This is a genomic window from Streptomyces sp. NPDC102462 (genome assembly GCF_044765425.1).
Taxonomy (GTDB): domain Bacteria; phylum Actinomycetota; class Actinomycetes; order Streptomycetales; family Streptomycetaceae; genus Streptomyces.
In genome coordinates this window covers 96723-114181 of the sequence record NZ_JBIWKB010000010.1, presented here as the reverse complement: position 1 = coordinate 114181, position 17459 = coordinate 96723, and the positions used below count along the sequence as shown (strand labels likewise).

15 protein-coding genes are annotated in these 17459 nt (G+C 73.8%); 7 read left to right on the top strand and 8 right to left on the bottom strand.

The window, feature by feature from the left end; genetic code table 11:
- Positions 1–26: 26 nt before the first annotated feature.
- Both ACIRFL_RS11830 and ACIRFL_RS11825 read right to left on the bottom strand, forming a co-directional pair.
- The gene (locus ACIRFL_RS11830; RefSeq protein WP_404026798.1) at positions 27–2396 is read right to left on the bottom strand and encodes a glycoside hydrolase family 65 protein; all 2370 of its coding nucleotides are present in this window, start codon (positions 2394–2396) and stop codon (positions 27–29) included.
- 140 nt (positions 2397–2536) lie between these two features.
- Positions 2537–3409 (bottom strand): universal stress protein, encoded by an 873-nt coding sequence (locus ACIRFL_RS11825; RefSeq protein ID WP_404026983.1) that lies wholly within the window; start codon positions 3407–3409, stop codon positions 2537–2539.
- Positions 3410–3648: 239 nt separating this feature from the next.
- On the opposite strand from ACIRFL_RS11825, the gene ACIRFL_RS11820 reads away from it, so the two are divergent.
- On the top strand, positions 3649–4107 hold the full coding sequence (locus ACIRFL_RS11820; protein WP_404026796.1) for a Crp/Fnr family transcriptional regulator: 459 nt from the start codon (positions 3649–3651) through the stop codon (positions 4105–4107).
- A gap of 198 nt (positions 4108–4305) precedes the next feature.
- On the opposite strand, the gene ACIRFL_RS11815 is transcribed toward ACIRFL_RS11820, so the two are convergent.
- Positions 4306–6030, bottom strand: coding sequence for a GAF domain-containing protein (locus ACIRFL_RS11815; RefSeq protein WP_404026794.1), 1725 nt, complete (start codon positions 6028–6030; stop codon positions 4306–4308).
- A 452-nt stretch (positions 6031–6482) separates the two neighbouring features.
- On the opposite strand from ACIRFL_RS11815, the gene ACIRFL_RS11810 reads away from it, so the two are divergent.
- Complete coding sequence (locus tag ACIRFL_RS11810; RefSeq protein WP_404026793.1) at positions 6483–6944, top strand: pyridoxamine 5'-phosphate oxidase family protein; 462 nt, start codon at positions 6483–6485, stop codon at positions 6942–6944.
- Between the two features lie 6 nt (positions 6945–6950).
- On the opposite strand, the gene ACIRFL_RS11805 is transcribed toward ACIRFL_RS11810, so the two are convergent.
- Both ACIRFL_RS11805 and ACIRFL_RS11800 read right to left on the bottom strand, forming a co-directional pair.
- A complete protein-coding gene (locus tag ACIRFL_RS11805) occupies positions 6951–7391 on the bottom strand; it encodes a pyridoxamine 5'-phosphate oxidase family protein (RefSeq protein WP_404026791.1) in 441 nt (146 codons plus the stop codon).
- A gap of 146 nt (positions 7392–7537) precedes the next feature.
- Positions 7538–8212, bottom strand: coding sequence for a helix-turn-helix domain-containing protein (locus ACIRFL_RS11800; RefSeq protein WP_404026789.1), 675 nt, complete (start codon positions 8210–8212; stop codon positions 7538–7540).
- A gap of 301 nt (positions 8213–8513) precedes the next feature.
- Here ACIRFL_RS11800 and ACIRFL_RS11795 point away from each other — a divergent pair, with 301 nt between their 5' ends.
- The 3 genes from ACIRFL_RS11795 to ACIRFL_RS11785 all read left to right on the top strand — a co-directional run bounded on the left by ACIRFL_RS11795 (position 8514) and on the right by ACIRFL_RS11785 (position 11691).
- Positions 8514–8870, top strand: a complete 357-nt coding sequence (locus ACIRFL_RS11795) for an STAS domain-containing protein (RefSeq protein WP_404026786.1) — start codon at positions 8514–8516, stop codon at positions 8868–8870.
- 86 nt (positions 8871–8956) lie between these two features.
- Positions 8957–10303 (top strand): phosphoribosyltransferase family protein, encoded by a 1347-nt coding sequence (locus tag ACIRFL_RS11790; RefSeq protein ID WP_404026783.1) that lies wholly within the window; start codon positions 8957–8959, stop codon positions 10301–10303.
- Positions 10304–10551: 248 nt separating this feature from the next.
- Positions 10552–11691, top strand: coding sequence for a site-2 protease family protein (locus tag ACIRFL_RS11785; protein ID WP_404026781.1), 1140 nt, complete (start codon positions 10552–10554; stop codon positions 11689–11691).
- 110 nt (positions 11692–11801) lie between these two features.
- Here ACIRFL_RS11785 and ACIRFL_RS11780 read toward each other — a convergent pair whose 3' ends face one another.
- Entirely contained in the window at positions 11802–14183 is a 2382-nt protein-coding gene (locus ACIRFL_RS11780) for a phosphoketolase (RefSeq protein WP_404026779.1), read from the bottom strand.
- A 46-nt stretch (positions 14184–14229) separates the two neighbouring features.
- Here ACIRFL_RS11780 and ppk2 point away from each other — a divergent pair, with 46 nt between their 5' ends.
- Entirely contained in the window at positions 14230–15033 is an 804-nt protein-coding gene (ppk2, locus tag ACIRFL_RS11775; RefSeq protein ID WP_404026776.1) for a polyphosphate kinase 2, read from the top strand.
- Positions 15034–15038: 5 nt separating this feature from the next.
- Here ppk2 and ACIRFL_RS11770 read toward each other — a convergent pair whose 3' ends face one another.
- On the bottom strand, positions 15039–15911 hold the full coding sequence (locus ACIRFL_RS11770; protein ID WP_404026775.1) for a universal stress protein: 873 nt from the start codon (positions 15909–15911) through the stop codon (positions 15039–15041).
- A 314-nt stretch (positions 15912–16225) separates the two neighbouring features.
- On the opposite strand from ACIRFL_RS11770, the gene ACIRFL_RS11765 reads away from it, so the two are divergent.
- Complete coding sequence (locus ACIRFL_RS11765; protein WP_404026773.1) at positions 16226–16927, top strand: response regulator; 702 nt, start codon at positions 16226–16228, stop codon at positions 16925–16927.
- 55 nt (positions 16928–16982) lie between these two features.
- Here ACIRFL_RS11765 and ACIRFL_RS11760 read toward each other — a convergent pair whose 3' ends face one another.
- Complete coding sequence (locus tag ACIRFL_RS11760) at positions 16983–17405, bottom strand: Hsp20/alpha crystallin family protein (protein ID WP_404026770.1); 423 nt, start codon at positions 17403–17405, stop codon at positions 16983–16985.
- Positions 17406–17459 lie beyond the last annotated feature (54 nt).

The following is a 17459-nucleotide window of genomic DNA, read 5'->3' as shown; positions in this document are numbered from 1 at the left end:
GCCCCCGCGTGCGCGGGCGCCGGCGGTCAGTCCGGGAGCATCAGGAGGAACGTCTCACCGGGATGGACGCCGACCGTGCGGTCGGGCAGCCGGAGATCGACCGGGGGAAGGTCGGACGGCGGGACGGCGACCTCCAGTTTTCCGTGCTCCAGGCGCAGCCGGACGCCCCAGTGCCCCCGGTAACGCAGCGAGAACCCGTACGACGACAGCTGCGGCAGCGGCACCGGATCGAGCCACAGCGCCCCCTGCCGGGTCTCCAGTCCGGTCAGTCCGCGCTGGACGAGGTCCAGGGTGCCGGCCATGGCACCCAGGTGGATGCCCTCACCGGTGGTGCCGCCCTGGAGGTCGGCGATGTCACCGCGCAGGGCTTCCTGGCAGAACATCCAGGCGTCCGCGCGCCTGGCCCGGGCCAGGATCCAGCCGTGGACCAGACCGCTGAGGGTGGAACCGTGGCTGGTGCGGCGCAGGTAGTACTCCACGGTGCGCCGCCATGTCTCCTCGTCCAGCCGATGCCCCAACCGCTCGAACAGGGAGCACAGTTCGGCGGGTGAGAAGAGATAGCCGAGCATCAGCACGTCGGCCTGCTTGGACGCCTTGTAGCGGTTGACGGTGTCGCCCTCGGCCTCCAGGATCCGGTCCAGGCGCCGGATGTCGTCGTAGCTCTTGCGGTAGTAGTCCCAGTCGAGTTCGGCGAGGTCGCCGTACCCCTCGAACTGGCTGATCACCCCGTCGTGGAAGGGCACATGGAGGGTGTGGGACACCTCCTCCCAGCGTTCGGGCTCGTCGTCGGCGAGGCCGATGCCCTCGACCAGTTCGCGGCGCCGCGTCTCGGGCAGGGTGCGCAGCAGGTCCACGGCGCGGGCCAGCACCCAGGCGGCCACCACATTGGTGTACGCGTTGTCGTCCAGGCCCGGGCGCGGCGCGTCGGGATAGGCGTCGTGGTACTCGTCGGGGCCGACCACGCCGAGGATGCGGTGCCCGCCCCGGTGGGCGTCGTGGCGGGCGCAGTCCGCCCAGAAACGGGCGATCTGCAGCACCATCTCGGCGCCCTCGGAGTGCAGGAACTCCGTGTCGCCGGTCGCCTCGCAGTACTGCCACACGTTGTACGCGATCGCCGAGCCGACGTGCCACTGGAGGTGGGAGTGGTCCGGCAGCCAGTGCCCGGAGCGCGGGTTGAGGTGCAGCCGCTGCGTCTCCTCGCGGCCGTCGCTGCCGCTCTGCCACGGGTACAGCGCGCCCCGCAGGCCGATCGCGCGGGCCGCCGCGCGGGCCTGGCCGAGGCGCCGGCGGCGGTAGCGCAGCAGGGCCCGGGAGACCTCCGGGAAATGCAGGTTGAGGTAGGGCAGCACGAACAGTTCGTCCCAGAAGACATGGCCGCGGTACGCCTCCCCGTGCAGCCCGCGGGCCGGCACGCCCACGTCCAGGTCGGCGGTGTGCGGCGAGAGCGTCTGGAGCACATGGAACAGGTGCAGCCGCAGGATGTGACCCGCCCGGCCGGGAACGTCGAGGCCGGTACGGGTCCACAGCCGGTCCCAGGCCGTACGGTGCCCGGCGAGCAGTTCGTCGAAGCCGCCCGCGGCGCCGACCCGGTCGGTGGCGGCGCGCAGCGGGTCGCTGATCGCGAGGTCGCGGGAGGTGTGCAGGGCGACGGTCTTGTCGACGCGGACGGTGCGGCCGGGGGTGAGGCTCAGGCACAGCCGCTGCACGGCCCGCTGGTGTTCGTGCGCGACGGTCACCGGCACGTCCGCGCTCAGACGCGCGGCCAGGCCGATCCGGATGTCCGAGGTGCGGGTGCGGCAGTGCAGCCAGACCGTGCCGGGGGCGGCGGCACCGGTGAGCACATGGGTGAGATGGCGGCCGTCCAGATCGCGGTAGCGGGCCACGCCCGAGTTGCCGACCCGGCCGTCGAGTGCGGCTTCGACGTCGAGTTCGCCGGCGAAGCCCTCGGCGGTGAACTCGGTGCGCAGCGCGGCCAGATGGGGGTCGGCCATGTGGACGAGGCGCAACTGCCGCACGAACAGCACCCGGCCGTCGCCGAGCCCGTAGCGGGTGTGCCGCTCCAGCAGGCCGGAGTCCAGGTGCAGGACCTTGCGGTGGCCGAGCACCGTCGCGGTGTCGGGGGTCAGCCAGTCGTGCCCCGCGGGGCGAAAGCGCAGCGGCAGCCAGTTCGGCAGGTTGACCATGTCCTCGTTCTCGATCTGCCGGCCCTCGACCTCGGAGGTGAGCCGGTCGTAGCAGCCCGCCGCGTACGTGCCGGGGTAGTGCACGTCGTCGGCCACGCACTCGGGCAGCGCGCCACGCGTGGCGAAGTAGCCGTTGCCGAGGGTGCACAGCGACTCCCTGAGGCGTTCGTCAGCGGGGTCGTAGCCGTCGTACTCCCAGGTCCAGCCGGTCACTGCGGCCCCCTTCGTCGCGCCTTGCGGGCCCGTCCGGTCCTTCCTCTCCCCCACTGTCCGGGCAGCGGGCACGGTGCGCCACCGGCGCGGGCGGGCGGAGCGGGGCGGCGGGTCACCGGCGGCATCGGCGGTGCGGTGGATCACCGGCGGTGCGGCACGACCGCCACGGGACAGGCCGCGTGGTGCAGCAGGACGTGCCCCGCGTGGCCGAACCCGCCTGCGAAGGGGCCGGTGGAGCGGCAGGCCCCGATGACCACGAGGTCGGCGGCGGCCGAGCGGTGGAGCAGGACCCTGCGCGCGGAACCCCGTACGGCGGCGCGCCGCACCCGGACCCGCGGGTGCTCGGCGGTGGCGTCCCCGAGCAGCGCGTCCAGGGTGGCGGCGGCCTGCCGCTGGTGCGCACGGGAGGGGTCCTCGGCCGGCGCGGGGAACTCGGCGCTCTCGTACACGGAACAGTGCCAGGCGCGGACCACGTCGAGGGTGCACCGGCGCGCCTCGGCCTCACGGAACGCGAAGCGCACGGCGTCGGCTGCGGTGCCCGGCTCACCGGCGCCGAGCAGGATCCGCGCGTGCGTGCCGGCCAGGCCCGCCCGGTCCCCGCGTACGACGATCACCGGGCCGTCGGCGTGGTCGGCGACGGTGCGGCCCACCGAGCCGAGCAGCGCTCCGGTGAGCGCGCCGTGACCACAGGTGCCCGTCACCACCGCGAAGGCGTGGCCGGCCTCGCGCAGCAGGGCGTCGACCGCCTCCTCGGGGACGACGTCCGTGCCGATCTCCACGCCCGGCGCCCGGCGTCCGGCGCGTTCGGCGGCGGCTGCCACGATGTGCTCCGCCGGCCGGCGCTCGGCCGGCGGCTCGCGCTCGCCGGCGGCGCCGGCCTCGTGGAGCTCCCAGGGGGAGGCGTACACGAGGCGCAGCGGCAGACCGTGCCGGGCGGCCTCGTCCGCCGCCCAGTCGACGGCGCGCAGACTCCCGTCGGAACCGTCCACGCCCACGACCAGGGGCCACGTCATCGTCGCCACCGCCTCTCCTCGGGCCGCCGGTGGTGCGGCGCGGGGACGCCCCTCGTCTCACCCTCGCACCGGTGGGCGGACGGTGCGAGGCGGTTCGTCCGTCACCGGGGGCCGAACGACCCGGGGTGCGGTCCGTGCGGCCCGTGGCGTCCGGCCGGGCGCGCGGACACGCTTGCACAAAGAGCCCCACGGCGCCGGGCGCCGCCCCGCCGCGGCAGCGAACGAAAGGAGCCGGTGCGATGACCTCCACCACCACCCTGAACGCGGCCCTCGCGGCCGAGCACCGCGAACGACTGATGCGGATCGCCCGCGAGGTCTCCTTCGAAGCCGGCACCCGGCTGTTCGAGGAGGGCCGGCGGGCCGACCGGCTGTGGATCGTGCGCACCGGTACCGTCGCCCTCGACCTGCATGTGCCGGGCCGGCGTGCGGCCGTCGTCGAGTCGCTCGGTCCGGGCGAACTGGTGGGCTGGTCCTGGCACTTCCCGCCGTATCTGTGGCAGCTGGGGGCCGAGGCGGCGAGCCCGGTGCGGGCGTACGAGTTCGATGCGGGGACCGTGCGGTCGCTGTGCGCGCAGGATGCGGAGTTCGGGCGGGCCGTTGCGGTGTGGGTGGGGCGGGTGGTTGCGCAGCGGTTGCATGCGTCGCGTATCCGTTTGCTCGATTTGTACGCGCCGTATGGCAGTGGGCTTCGGCCCTGACCCGGGGTGTGGCGGGGCGCCTAGTGGCTCGGGGGGTTACGGGAGTTCGGCGGGTGCGGGGGCGATCTGGTTGGTCGCGCAGTTCCCCGCGCCCCTTTCGGGGCGCCTGACAGCTCGGGGCTATCGGGAGATCAGCGGGTGCGGGCGTGTTGTGGTTGAGCGCGCCGTTCCCCGCGCCCATTTCGGGGCGCCTATCTCTTAGGTGGGGAGGGGGGCTTGCCAGGTCAGGGTGGTGCCGCCTGTGGGGGGTTTGGTGAGGTTCAGGCGGCCGCCCAGTTGTTCGGCCCGTTCCGCCAGGTTTCTCAGGCCGCTGCGCCGGCCCCCGGGCGGGATGCCCACGCCGTCGTCGGCGACCGTGAGCCGCACCTCACGGCCGTCCGTGGTCAGCACCACCTCGGCCCGGTCGGCGTGCGCGTGCCGGGCGACGTTCGTCAGGGCCTCGGAGAGCACGGCCACGACATGGTCGGCGACGTCCCGCGGCACATCGGTGTCGACCAGGCCCTCCATGCGCACACTGGGCGCGAACCCGAGCACCGGCGCGGCCTCCCCGGCCACCCGTACCACGCGGGCCCGCAGCCCCCCGCCGTCGGCCCCGCCCTCGCGGGCGCGCAGCCCGAAGATGGTCGACCTGATGATCTTGATGGTCTCGTCCAGGTCGTCCACGGCCCGCAGCACCCGTTCGGACGCCTCCGCGTGCTCGATGAACCGGCCGGCGCTCTGCAACGTCATCCCGGTGGCGAACAGCCGCTGGATCGCCAGGTCGTGCAGATCGCGGGCGATCCGGTCGCGGTCCTTGAGCACCGCGATCTCCTGGGCGTCCTGGCGGCGCTCGGCCAGTTCCAGGGCGATCGCGGCCTGGGCGGCGAAGCCCTGCAGGGTCTCGGTCTCCTGCGCCGAGAACAGCGCCTGCCCGAGTTCGCGCACCAGCAGGACCACGCCCCGCACGCCGCCGCCCGTGCCGATGGGGACGGCCACGGCGGGCCCGAGCCCGTGGAACCGCGGGGGCTGCTGGGAGACCCGGTCGTCGTCGGAGACGTCCGCGCTGGTGACCGGCGCGGCGGCGGAGAAGGCGAGCCCCATCAGGCTCTCGTCCATGGGCAGCACCAGACCCCGGTGCGCGTCGGAGTCCGTCCCGACGGCGATCTCCACGGTGAGCGACCCGGTGTCCTCCATCGGCAGCGCCACCGCCGCCAGGGCCGAGCCGGTGATCTCCCTGGCCCGGTCGGCGATCAGACCGAGGGCCTGGGCGCGCTCGCTGCCCGCCATCAGACTGTGGGTGATCTGCGCGTTGGCCTCCAGCCACCGCTCGCGCAGCCGGGACTCCTCGTACAGGCGAGCGTTGTCGATCGCCACGCCCGCCGCCACGGCGAGCGTGGACAGCACCGACTCGTCCTCCTCGTCGAACTCGGCCCCGCCGCGTTTCTCGGTCAGGTACAGGTTGCCGAAGACCTGGTCGCGTACCCGGATCGGGACGCCGAGGAAGGTGTTCATCGGCGGGTGGTTCGGCGGGAAGCCGTAGGACGCCGGGTGCTGGGAGATCTTCGCCAGCCGGAGCGGTTCGGGGCGACGGATCAACTCGCCCAGGATGCCGTGCCCTTCGGGGAACGGGCCGATCTCGGCGATCTGCTCCTCGGTGACGCCGACCGTGTGGAAGGCCGACAGCCGCCGCCCGTCCGGTCCGATCACGCCGAGGGCGCCGTACTCGGCGTCGACCAGCACCAAGGCGGCCTCCACGATGGAGTGCAGGGCCTGTTCGAGATCCAGTTCCCGGCCGACCGAGAGCACCGCCTCCAGCAGGCTGTGCACACGGTCACGCGTGCCGCGTGCCGCGTCGATACGGGCCTGCAGTTCCTCCAGCAGCTCGTCCAGCTTCAGCTGCGGCAGCCGGACGCGGGCCTCCTGGAACTCGTCTGAGCTTCCCACCTGCGTTCCTCCAGCTGCCCTCGTGGGCACCGTCCGGCCCGTCATGTGCCACGGTAATGGTCCACGGCCCCGTGCGGTACGGGTACGGGATTCCCGGCGGGGCCGCACGGCGCACCGGGCAGGGCCGGTCGGCCCTGGTGACGGGCGCCCGGCAGCGGCGACAGTGGGGTCAGGAGCGGCACCGATCCCCCGCGGTGTCGCTCCGTCCGTACTCGGTGCCCCGGCGCGGCCCAAGCCCGGTTGCCGCGGCGCCGCCGCTCCCCGCCCGACCGTCCGGGCCGCGGCCGGCCGACGGGGCCCGGACGGTCGGGCGAAGGTCGTTTCCTGGGCCGAAAGACCCTAGCGAAACGGCCCGCGGCGCGGTTCGAATGATCTGTCCGATCCGTTCACGGCCGCTCGCGATGTCACCGCGGCACCGCGCAGCGCGCCGCGCACCCGTACGGAAAGCCGCGATGACCAGCAACGACGACCGACCGCGCCGGAGCGTGGAACTCGACCGGGCCGAGGCCCTGCGGCTGCTCGGCAGCGTGCCGCTGGGCAGGATCGTCTTCACCCGGCACGCGCTGCCCACGATCCGCCCGGTCAATCACGTCCTGGACGGCGGCGACATCGTCATCCGCACCCACGAGGGCGCGGAGCTGACCTCGCACGCCCGGTGGGCCGACGGCTCGGGCGTGGTCGTCGCCTACGAGGCCGACGCCATCGACCCGGACACGCGTCTCGGCTGGAGCGTGGTGGTCACCGGCTACGCCCGGCTGGTCACCGACGCGGAGGAACTGGCCCGCTACCAGCGGCTGCTGCACCCGTGGGTGGCGCGCACCATGGACCACGCGGTCCGTATCCGGCCGGACCTGGTCTCCGGGATCCGTCTCACCGCGGACGGCGCGCCGCCGTCCCGGCCCGTGCCCGGGTGAGGTGGTTCACGGGGCGAGGTCCAGCCCGTAGAGGGTGCGGCCGCCGACCAGTTCCCGCCCGGTGACCAGTTCCGGCGCGATGCGTACGAAGACCTCGTGCGGCGAGGGCGCCCAGGAGCGCGGGCCGGTGCGCACCAGCCGTTCGTGTTCGGCGGCGTCGGTGACCACGGTGGCCGCGCCGGTGACGACGACGCTCCAGCCGGACTGCCGGTCCGGGTCGACCTGGTCGGCCTCGAAGGCGACCACCGATCCGTGGATCGCGCGCACGAGTTCCGAGGCCGCGGAGGTGCGCAGCAGCACGGTGCCGTCGGCGGCCAGGGAGAAGTTCACGGGAAGCACCGCCGGCAGCGCCTGACGCGTGTGCACGATGCGGCCGACGGGCGCCTTCGCCAGCAGCCGCAGGCACTCCTGCCGGTCCAGCTCGCGGAATCCGTCGTTCGCGTACATCTGCGTCCCGCCTCTCACCTGGGTACGGCCGTGGTGGCCCGTCCATCCTGCGCGCAGATCCGCACCGGGCACGAGGGCCGTCGGTCCCGGCGGCCCCGGCGAAGGACCCGGGATCGGACCGGTCCGGACCCTGACCCGGTCCCGGCTCAGACGGTGATCCGGCGCCCGGTCAGGGTGTACGGGTCGATGCGCACCCACAGGTTCCGGCGGCCACCCGCCCACGGCGTGCTGTAGGCCCGGGCCACGAGCCGGCGTTCCTCCTCCGGGTCCGTGACGGCCCGGGCGTGTCCGCGCGCCAGGACGCTCCAGCCCCGGCTGAACGCGTCGTCGATGCGGTCGACCTCGAAGGCGACCTGGCAGCCGGCCGCCAGCGCCGGTGTGGTGCCCTGCGCGGTCCGAAAGACGATCGTGTCGTCGACGACGCTGTAGTTGACGGGCACGATCACCGGGCCGGAGACCGTGGGCACGCCAAGCCTGCCCACGCCGTGCGAGGCCAGCAGGGAGCGGCACTCGTCCGCGCTCAGCTCCGTGAACTCGGGGGCGCGGGCGGCCCGTCCGGGGCCCGGCGGCAGGTTCACCGTGCCGCCCGTGAGGTCGTTCACCGTGGTCTCAAGGACCTCGGCGAGCCGCATGAGGGTACCGCTGCCGGGTGCCGCGCCGGGGTGTTCCTCCAGGTAGCGCAGGTAGCTGGGCGCCATGCCGGCCCGCGCGGCCGTCTGTCGCCGCGACAGGCCGAGCTGGGTGCGCCGGTTCGCCAGCCGCCGGCCCAGGTCGCCCAGGGGCGTGCCCTCCGCCACGTTCGTCAGGGAGTGTTCGGCCATGGCCGTCACATCCTCTCGTCAGGCGTCCCGAACGGCCACGTCGCGCGGTTCCGCACCGAGCGCCGCTTTGAGCGGACGCTCTGGGCGGTCCGCGCCGGCCGGCTGATCCGGAGCCGGGACCACCCCCCGGATTCAGCTTGTGCGCGGTCCGGGGGGCGCGCTTGGGCCGGTCGGGCCCCGTTGCCCGGCCGACGGGGCCCAGCCGTCCGCGGGCCCGCCGGGACCGATGGACCCTGCGGGCCCCTCGTCGGGTACCGACCGGCCCTTCCGCACGGCCGGTGCCACGGGCTTCCCTCATTCCATGACGCAGAACCGGACCGGTTCCGGCCCGTCGCCCACGGCGCGGGTCGTCGACGGGGCGACGGTCGTGACGCTGCACGGTGAGATCGATCTGCTGGTCGCCTCCCACCTGTCCGCACGGCTCGACGCGCTGACCGCCGGGCCCCGCCCCGACCTGGTGCTCGACCTGCGCACGGTGGACTTCATCGACTGCGCCGGGCTCGGCGTGCTGTGCCGGACCCGCAACCGGGTGCACGACCGGGCCGGCCGGCTGCGCCTGGTGACCGACAGCGCCGCCTTCCGGCGGCTGCTGAAGGCCACGGGTCTGATGGACGTCTTCGAGGTGTACCCGCGGCTCCCGGTCTTCGGCGACGACTGACCGACGCGGCCGGGACACGGCAGGCCCGGCCGGGGCGCTCCCCGGGAGCGGGGCGGTGGTCCGCGGGGCGGGCAAGGAGGTGCCGCATGCGATTCGAGGACCGCACCGACGCCGGACGCCGCCTGGCCCGGCGGCTGGAGCCGCTGCGCGGCACGGACGTGATCGTGCTCGGGCTGCCCCGTGGCGGCGTGCCGGTCGCGTACGAGGTGGCCCGGGAACTGGCCGCGCCCCTGGACGTGCTGGTGGTGCGCAAGCTCGGCGTGCCCTGGCAGCCCGAACTGGGATTCGGCGCGATCGGTGAAGGGGACGTGCGGGTGCTCAACGACGACGTCGTCGCGGACACCGGCCTCGGACCGGGCGAGCTGACCGCCGTCGAGGAGTCGGAACGGGCGGAACTGGAACGCCGGCTGCACCGGTACCGGGCCGGCCGCGACCCGGTACCGGTGCCCGGGCGGACGGTGGTGATCGTGGACGACGGCGTGGCCACCGGTGCCACCGCGGAGGCCGCCTGCCGGGTCGTGCGGCACGCGGGCGCGGCCCGGATCGTGCTCGCCGTCCCGGTCGGCGCGCAGCACACGCTCGACCGGCTGCGGGGCGTGGCCGACCAGGTCGTGTGCCTGGAGACGCCGCGCCATCTGGGCGCTGTCGGCGCCTGGTACCACGACTTCACGCAGACCGGTGACGACGAGGTCGCCACGCTGCTCGGGCGGGCCGCCGGGCCCGCACCCGCCGCCGGGCCGCACCCGCCGAACCGGGAGGTCGAGGTGCCGGCCGGGAAGGTGCGGCTGGCCGCCCGGTTCGTGCTGCCCGACCGGGCCCCGGCCGTGGTGGCGTTCGCGCACGGCAGCGGCAGCGGCCGACACAGCCCGCGCAACCGGTATGTGGCCGCCGTCCTCAACCGGGCCGGTCTCGGCACGCTGCTGCTCGACCTGCTCACCGAGGACGAGGAACGCGACCGGCACAACGTGTTCGACATCGTGCTGCTGGCCCGCCGGTTGCAGGGCGCGTCCGCCTGGCTGCGCCGGGAGACCGGGCTGCCGGTCGGCTACTTCGGCGCGAGCACCGGTGCGGGGGCGGCGCTGGAGGCCGCCGCCGACGACCCCGGCGTCGGCGCCGTGGTCTGCCGCGGTGGCCGTCCCGACCTCGCCTCCCCCGCCGCGCTGGCCCGGGTCCGGGCGCCGACGCTGCTGATCGTCGGCAGCCGCGACACCCGGGTGCTGAGCCTGAACCGGCTGGCCGCGGACTGGCTGCGCTGCGAGCACCGGCTGGCGGTCGTGCCGGGCGCGAGCCACCTGTTCGCCGAGCCCGGCACCCTCGCCACGGCCGCGGCCCTGGCCCGCGACTGGTTCAGCACCCACCTCGGCCACCCGGGGGCAACGCGTCCCGGACCAGGGAAGCCCGAGGCGGAGGCGCCGGGAACGGAGCGCAGCTAGGAGCGGAGAGGGCGGGAGCAGAGAGGTCAGGAGCGCAAGGGCCGGGAGCCGAGTCGTCCGGCGTCCACTCCGCCCGCTTCATCCGCCCGGTCCGCTCTATCAGATCTATCCGGTATATCCGGTTTGCCGGGTGGCGCCGGACAATGGACGTACCGCGGGAGTGCTCCGCGGGGCGGCGCCGTCCGGCCCTTTCTGCCGGGCGGGCGGTGGCTCGGGGACCGGGAGCCGGAGGGCGAGGCGAGAGGTTCGTGAAGGAGACGCTGTCCCTCGGCCGGATCGCCGGCGTGCGCGTCGGGCTGCACTGGAGCGTGCTGGTCATCGTCGTACTGGTGACGCTCGTCCTGGCCCGTGGCCGCTTCCCCGCGGCCCATCCGGGCCACTCCGCCACGGTCTACTGGGCGCTGGCGCTGCTGACCGCGGTGGTCTTCCTCGCCTCCCTGCTGGTCCACGAGCTCGCGCACGCGGTGGTCGCGCGGCGCAACGGCGTCCAGGTCGACGGCATCACCCTGTGGATGCTCGGCGGCGCGGCCCGGCTGCGCGGCGAGGCACCGTCGCCGGCCGCGGAGCTGCGTATCGCGGGTGTGGGGCCGCTGACCAGTGCCGTGGCCGGCGGTGTGTTCGTCGGCCTCGCGGAGTGGCTGGCGGCGCTGCGGGTCTCCGGGCTGCTGGTGGAGGCCGTCGCCTGGCTGGCCGCGATCAACCTCGTGCTGGCCGTGTTCAACGCGCTGCCCGCCGCCCCGCTGGACGGCGGACGGCTGCTGCGGGCGTTCCTGTGGCACCGCACCGGCGACCGGCTGCGGGCCACCCGGGGCGCCTCGGCCGCGGGGCGGGGGCTCGGCTGGTTCCTGGTGGCGGCCGGTTTCGCGGCCGTTCTGTTCGCCGGGAACCTCTCGGGCCTGTGGTCGGCGCTGATCGGCTGGTTCCTGATCGCGGCGGCGACCGCGGAGGTGCGGCAGGCCGAGATGCAGGGCGCGCTGAAGGGCGTGCCGGTCGGCCGGGTCATGACCGCGGATCCGGTCACGGTTCCGTCCTGGACGACGATCGCCGGCTTCCTCGCCGAGGGGCCCTTCGGCCCTTATCGGCACTCCGCCTTCCCTGTGGTCGCGCCGGACGGCTCGGTGGCCGGGCTGTTCACCATGACCATGGCCGACCGGACCCCGGAGCGGGCCAGGTACCGGACGACGGTGGGCGACGTGATGCGCCGCCTGCCGGACGTCCTGACCGTCGCCCCCGGCGAGCCGGTCGTGGACCTGCTGCCCCGGTTGCAGGGCAGCGGCGTCCGTCGGGCTCTGGTGCTCGACGGCGACCGGCTGGTCGGCATCGTCACCCTCGCCGACATCACCCGCGCCCTGACCTGGCCCGCCCCGGCACCCCGCCAACCACTCTGACCCAGCCCCGCCACCCCCCGCTCACCGCTCCCGCCGCTTCGTCGGAGCAGGGGGTCCGCGCCGCCGCAGGGCCGTGCTCCGGTCGATGGCGGGTGTGCGGCGGGGCGTCGTCAGGCGGTCCAGCTCCAGTCCGCGACCTCCGGCAGATCCGCACCGTGCTCACGGATCCAGGCGTGATGACGGGTACGCGCGTCCACCATCGCCTGACGCACCCCGGCGGCCCGCACGGCGAGCCCCGGGACCCGGTCGATGACGTCCATGACCAGCCGGAAGCGGTCGAGGTCGTTGCGGACCACCATGTCGAACGGGGTGGTCGTGGTGCCGGACTCCTTGTAGCCCCGTACGTGCAGATGCCCGTGGCCGTGGCGGCGGTAGGCGAGCCGGTGGATCAGCCACGGGTAGCCGTGGTAGGCGAAGATCACCGGCTTGTCGGCGGTGAACAGGCCGTCGTACTCGAAGTCGGTCATGCCGTGCGGGTGCTCCTCGTGGGGCAGCAGCCGGGTCATGTCGACGACGTTGACGACGCGCACGGCGAGCTGGGGCAGATGCCGGCGCAGCAACTGCGCGGCGGCCAGCACCTCCTGGGTGGGCACATCACCCGCGCAGGCGAGCACCACGTCGGGTTCGTCGCCGTTCTCGGTGCCGGCCCACTCCCAGACGCCGGCGCCGCGCGCGCAGTGGACGCGGGCCTGGTCCATGGACAGCCAGTCGTAGCACGGCTGTTTGCCGGCCACGATGACGTTGACGTAGTCGCGGCTGCGCAGGGCGTGGTCCGCGACGGACAGCAGCGTGTTGGCGTCCGGCGGCAGATAGACGCGGACGACCTCGGGGCTCTTGTTGAGTACGTGGTCGACGAAGCCGGGGTCCTGGTGGGAGAAGCCGTTGTGGTCCTGCCGCCACACATGGGAGGTCAGCAGGTAGTTGAGGGAGGCGACCGGCGCCCGCCAGGGCAGTTCGCGGGACGTCTTGAGCCACTTGATGTGCTGGTTGACCATCGAGTCGACGATGTGCACGAACGCCTCGTAGCAGGAGAACAGCCCGTGCCGGCCGGTCAGCAGATAGCCCTCGAGCCAGCCCTGGCACACATGCTCGGAGAGGATCTCCATCACCCGGCCGTGCCGGTCGAGGTGTTCGTCCACCGGAAGGGTCCGTTCCTGCCAGGCCTTTCCGCTGGCCCCGAAGACGGCCTCCAGCCGGTTGGAGGCGGTCTCGTCCGGGCCGACCAGTCGGAAGTCCCGGCGGTCCCGGGTGTCCGCCATGATCTGTTCGAGGAGGCCGCCGAGGACCCGGGTCGGTTCGTGCAGGCCCCCGCCCGGCTTGTCCACGGGTACGGCGAAGTCGTCCAGGGAGCGGATGGGCAGCTCGCGGACGAGCAGTCCGCCGTTGGCGTACGGGGTGGCGCCGAGCCGCGCCCGGCCGGGCGGGACGCAGGCGAGGACGTCGGCGACCGGCCGGCCGTCGGCGTCGAACAACTCCTCGGGCCGGTAGGAGCGCAGCCACGCCTCCAGTTGCCGCAGATGCCCGGGGTTCTCCCGGACGCCGGGCAGCGGAACCTGGTGGGCGCGCCAGGTGCCCTCGACCGGTACGCCGTCGACCTCGGCGGGCCCGGTCCAGCCCTTGGGGGTGCGCAGCACGATCACCGGCCAGTGCACGCGCTCGGTGCTGCCCTGCTCGCGGGCGGCATGCTGGGCCCGTGCGATGCGGTCCAGGGCGTCGTCGAAGGCGGCGGCCAGGGCGCGGTGCACCTGTGCCGGGTCGTCGCCGGACACATGGATCGGTTCGTGTCCGTAGCCGCGCAGCAGCGCGTCCAGTTCGGGCTCGGGCAGCCGGGCGAGCACGGTCGGGTTGGCGATCTTGTAGCCGTTGAGGTGGAGGATCGGCAGGACGGCGCCGTCGTGCACCGGGTCGAGGAACTTGTCGGAGTGCCAGGAGGCGGCCAGCGGGCCGGTCTCCGCCTCGCCGTCACCGATGACGCAGGCGACCAGCAGACCGGGGTGGTCGAACGCGGCCCCGTAGGCGTGGGCGAGGGAGTAGCCCAGTTCGCCGCCCTCGTGGATCGAGCCGGGTGTCTCCGGGGCGACATGGCTCGGCACGCCGCCGGGGAAGGAGAACTGCCGGAACAGCCGCGCCATCCCGGCGGCGTCCCGCGGCACGTCCGGATAGGTCTCGCTGTAGCTGCCCTCGAGCCAGGAGTTGGCCACGACGGACGGCCCGCCGTGCCCGGGGCCCCACACGCACAGGGCGTCGAGACCACGCGCCTTGATCACCCGGTTGAGGTGGGTGTACACGAGGTTGAGGCCGGGTGAGGTGCCCCAGTGGCCGAGCAGCCGCGGTTTGATGTGCTCGGGGCGCAGCGGCTCGGTCAGCAGCGGGTTCGCGAGCAGGTAGATCTGCCCGGCCGCGAGGTAGTTGGCGGCCCTCCAGTGGGCGTCCAGGGTGCGCAGTTCCGCGTCGGAAAGTACGGTGGCGTCCTGGTGTTCGACAGGGGACATGAGGGCTCCGGAAGTCATCGGCACGGGTCATCGGGGTGGAGGCGGCATGGCCGGCAAGCAGGCGGAAAGGCTGCCGCGCAAGACGTACGAGAAGGAACTGCTGCGGCTGCAGACGGAGTTGGTCAAGCTCCAGGAGTGGGTGCGCATGCGGGGCGCGCGCCTCGTCGTCATCTTCGAGGGGCGGGACGCGGCGGGCAAGGGGAGCACCGTCAAGCGGGTCACGGAGCACCTGAACCCGCGGGTGGCGCGGATCGCGGCGCTGCCCAGGCCGACCGAGCGCGAACGCACCCAGTGGTACTTCCAGCGGTACGTGGCGCATCTGCCGGCCGCCGGGGAGATCGTGCTGTTCGACCGGTCCTGGTACAACCGGGCCGGTGTCGAGCAGGTGATGGGTTTTTGCACCCAGGAGGAGTACCGGCTTTTCCTGCGGCAATGCCCGGTCTTCGAGCGGATGCTGGTGGAGGACGGGATCCTGCTGCGCAAGTACTGGTTCTCGGTGAGCGACACGGTGCAGCAGGAGCGGTTCAGGCGGCGGCTCGAGGATCCCGTGCGGCGCTGGAAGCTGTCGCCGATGGACCTGGAGTCGATCATCCGCTGGGAGGCGTACTCCCGGGCGAAGGACGAGATGCTGGTGCACACGGACATCTCCGAGGCGCCGTGGTACGTCGTCGAGAGCAACGACAAGCGCCGGGCGCGGCTGAACATGATCGCCCATCTGCTGGACACGGTGCCGTACCACGAGGTACCACCGCCGGTCCTTGAGCTGCCGCGCCGGCCGCCGTCGACGGGTTACGAACGCCCGCCGCGCGATCTGCAGACCTACGTACCGGACCATGCGGCGAGCCTGTGAGCCGCTCATCCCGGCTGCGGGACGACGGCGACCGGGCAGGCGGCGTGGTGCAGCACTCCGTGGGCGACCCGGCCGAGCCTGAGACCGAAGTGACCGTCGCGCTGTCGGGCCCCGACGACCAGCAGGTCGGCGCCGCCGGAGAACTCGGCCAGCACCCGGCGGGCCGGCCCCTCGACGGTGTGCCGGTGCACCCGCACGTCGGCCGGTGCCTGCCGCAGTGCCTCGTCAAGCGCCTCGGCGGCCAGTTGGGCGTACAGCCGGTCGGGTTCGTCGGCGAACAGCGGGCTGTCGGCGCTCGCGAACGCGGGGGTGCGCCAGGCCCGTACGACGTCCAGCGGCACCCCGCGCAGCCGTGCCTCGTCCAGGGCGAAGCGCACGGCCGCCGAGTCGGCGGGCTTCTCGCCGACGCCCACCACGACCCGGCCGCGCGCTTCGGAGCCGGCTCGGTCGCCGGGGCCGCCGCGCACCACGATCACCGGGCCGTGCGCGCGGCCGGCGACCGTCGTCGCGACCGAGCCGAGCAGGGCCTCGGCCAGGCCGCCGCGCCCGCGGGAGCCCACGACCACCGCGGCGGCCAGGCGGCTCTCCCGGATCAGCGCGTACTCCGCTTCCTCCGGCACCGATTCGGCGGTCACCCGCAGCCCGTCCTGGCGGCGCCGGGCGCGCAGCACAGCGCTCGCGAGGACGTGTTCGCCGGTGACCTGACCGGACGGCCTGCCGAGGTCGTGGGCGAGCGCGGCGCCCTCGTACCGCTCCCACAGGGAGCCGTACACCACTTTGAGCGGCACCCGGCGCAGCGCGGCCTCGTCGGCGGCCAGGTCGACCGCTCGCAGGCTGTGCTCGGAGCCGTCGACGCCGGCGACGATCGGCCGGTCCATCGCGCTCACCGTCCTGCGCTCGAGTAGAGGCCGGTCCCGGCGGGTGCGCCGGGGGTGCGCCGGCCGATGACGCGGGCCATGTTCGTCCACCTCCGCGGTGGGGGGATGGGGGGATGCTGTATGCGGTTCGGTGCCAGCCTGGTGGTCGCGCCCCGCCGCGCGGCAGGGGCCGCTGGTCCCGCGGCGGGTCCGCCCGGCCCGTGCGGCGGCCGGGGCGAGGGGGCCGGTCGGCCCTATCGCCGACGGGCCGGACGGGTGATGATCCTTGTCGTGGGCAGCCGGCCGTCTGCCCTCCATCCGGGAACGAGGGACGCATGACCGAGACACGCACCTTCACGGAGCAGGACCCCATCCGCGTGTTCCTGCTGGACGACCACGAGGTCGTACGACGCGGGCTGGCCGATCTGCTCGACTCCGAGCCCGACATCACGGTGGTCGGCGACGCGGACTCGGCGGAGCACGCGCTCGTCCGCGGTCCTGCGCTGCGCCCGGACGTCGCCGTGCTCGACGTGCGTCTCCCGGACGGCGACGGCATCACGGTCTGCCGCGAACTGCGCGACCGCATGCCGGACCTGGCCTGTCTGATGCTGACGTCGTTCGACGACGAGGACGCGCTGCTCGACGCCATCATGGCCGGTGCCTCGGGCTATGTCCTCAAGCAGATCAGGGGCTCCGACCTGGTCTCGGCGGTGCGGACCGTCGCCTCGGGCCAGTCGATGCTGGACCCGGCGACGACGGCCCGGCTGATGCGTTCCCTGCGCGCCGATCCCGCGGAGACTCCCGCCGTGCCGTCCGAACTGGCGAGTCTTTCGCCGCGCGAGCGGGACATCCTCGCCCTGATCGGCGACGGTCTGACCAACCGGGAGATCGGCAGGAGGCTCTATCTGTCGGAGAAGACCGTCAAGAACCACATCTCGCGGCTGCTGGCCAAGCTGGGTGTGCAGCGGCGGGTGCAGGCCGCGGTGCTCGCCTCCCATCTGGACCAGCCGGAGCCCGGCGGACGCCCGGCCAGGTGACGGCCCCAAACCCGAGGCGTCCCCGCGGGACCGCGGGGGCCCGCGGGGCGGCGGGTCAGGCGCCGTGGTGGATCTCGACGTGCCGGGCCTCGGCCTTCTCGCTGCCCATCCCCACGCTGACGGTGAGGATCCCGTCGGTGTAGTCGGCCCTGACGTCGTCCTCGTCGGCGCCGGGCGGCAGGGTGACGCTGCGGCTCATGGTGCCGTAGCGGATCTCGCTGCGGTTCTTCTCCACGTCCCGTTCGCTGCGTTCGGCCTTGACGGTCAGCATGCCGTCGCCGATGACCACGTCGATGTCCTCCGGGGACAGTCCGGGCAGTTCCGCCCGCAGGACGTAGCGGCCCTGCTCCATGTAGTCCTCGACGCGGACCGTGTACAGGTCGCCCATGGTCGGCATCGCGAACCGCGCGGGGAAGGTCTCGAACCAGTCGGGGATCTCCGGGAAGGAAAACCTCTGCCTGCGTGTCAGTGACGTCATCGCCGTACCTCCTCGGCCGTGGTTGCGGCTGCTGGCACTTCCAGTGCACCGCGC

What these genes read in the sequence shown, in the direction of transcription:
- ACIRFL_RS11825 (WP_404026983.1), bottom strand. Translation starts at nt 3,409, where the DNA reads ATGACGTGGCCCCTGGTCGTGGGCGTGGACGGTTCCGACGGGAGTCTG.
- ACIRFL_RS11820 (WP_404026796.1), top strand. Translation starts at nt 3,649, where the DNA reads ATGACCTCCACCACCACCCTGAACGCGGCCCTCGCGGCCGAGCACCGC.
- ACIRFL_RS11810 (WP_404026793.1), top strand. Translation starts at nt 6,483, where the DNA reads ATGACCAGCAACGACGACCGACCGCGCCGGAGCGTGGAACTCGACCGG.
- ACIRFL_RS11805 (WP_404026791.1), bottom strand. Translation starts at nt 7,391, where the DNA reads ATGTACGCGAACGACGGATTCCGCGAGCTGGACCGGCAGGAGTGCCTG.
- ACIRFL_RS11800 (WP_404026789.1), bottom strand. Translation starts at nt 8,212, where the DNA reads ATGGCCGAACACTCCCTGACGAACGTGGCGGAGGGCACGCCCCTGGGC.
- ACIRFL_RS11795 (WP_404026786.1), top strand. Translation starts at nt 8,514, where the DNA reads ATGACGCAGAACCGGACCGGTTCCGGCCCGTCGCCCACGGCGCGGGTC.
- ACIRFL_RS11790 (WP_404026783.1), top strand. Translation starts at nt 8,957, where the DNA reads ATGCGATTCGAGGACCGCACCGACGCCGGACGCCGCCTGGCCCGGCGG.
- ACIRFL_RS11780 (WP_404026779.1), bottom strand. Translation starts at nt 14,183, where the DNA reads ATGTCCCCTGTCGAACACCAGGACGCCACCGTACTTTCCGACGCGGAA.
- ppk2 (WP_404026776.1), top strand. Translation starts at nt 14,230, where the DNA reads ATGGCCGGCAAGCAGGCGGAAAGGCTGCCGCGCAAGACGTACGAGAAG.
- ACIRFL_RS11770 (WP_404026775.1), bottom strand. Translation starts at nt 15,911, where the DNA reads ATGGACCGGCCGATCGTCGCCGGCGTCGACGGCTCCGAGCACAGCCTG.
- ACIRFL_RS11765 (WP_404026773.1), top strand. Translation starts at nt 16,226, where the DNA reads ATGACCGAGACACGCACCTTCACGGAGCAGGACCCCATCCGCGTGTTC.
- ACIRFL_RS11760 (WP_404026770.1), bottom strand. Translation starts at nt 17,405, where the DNA reads ATGACGTCACTGACACGCAGGCAGAGGTTTTCCTTCCCGGAGATCCCC.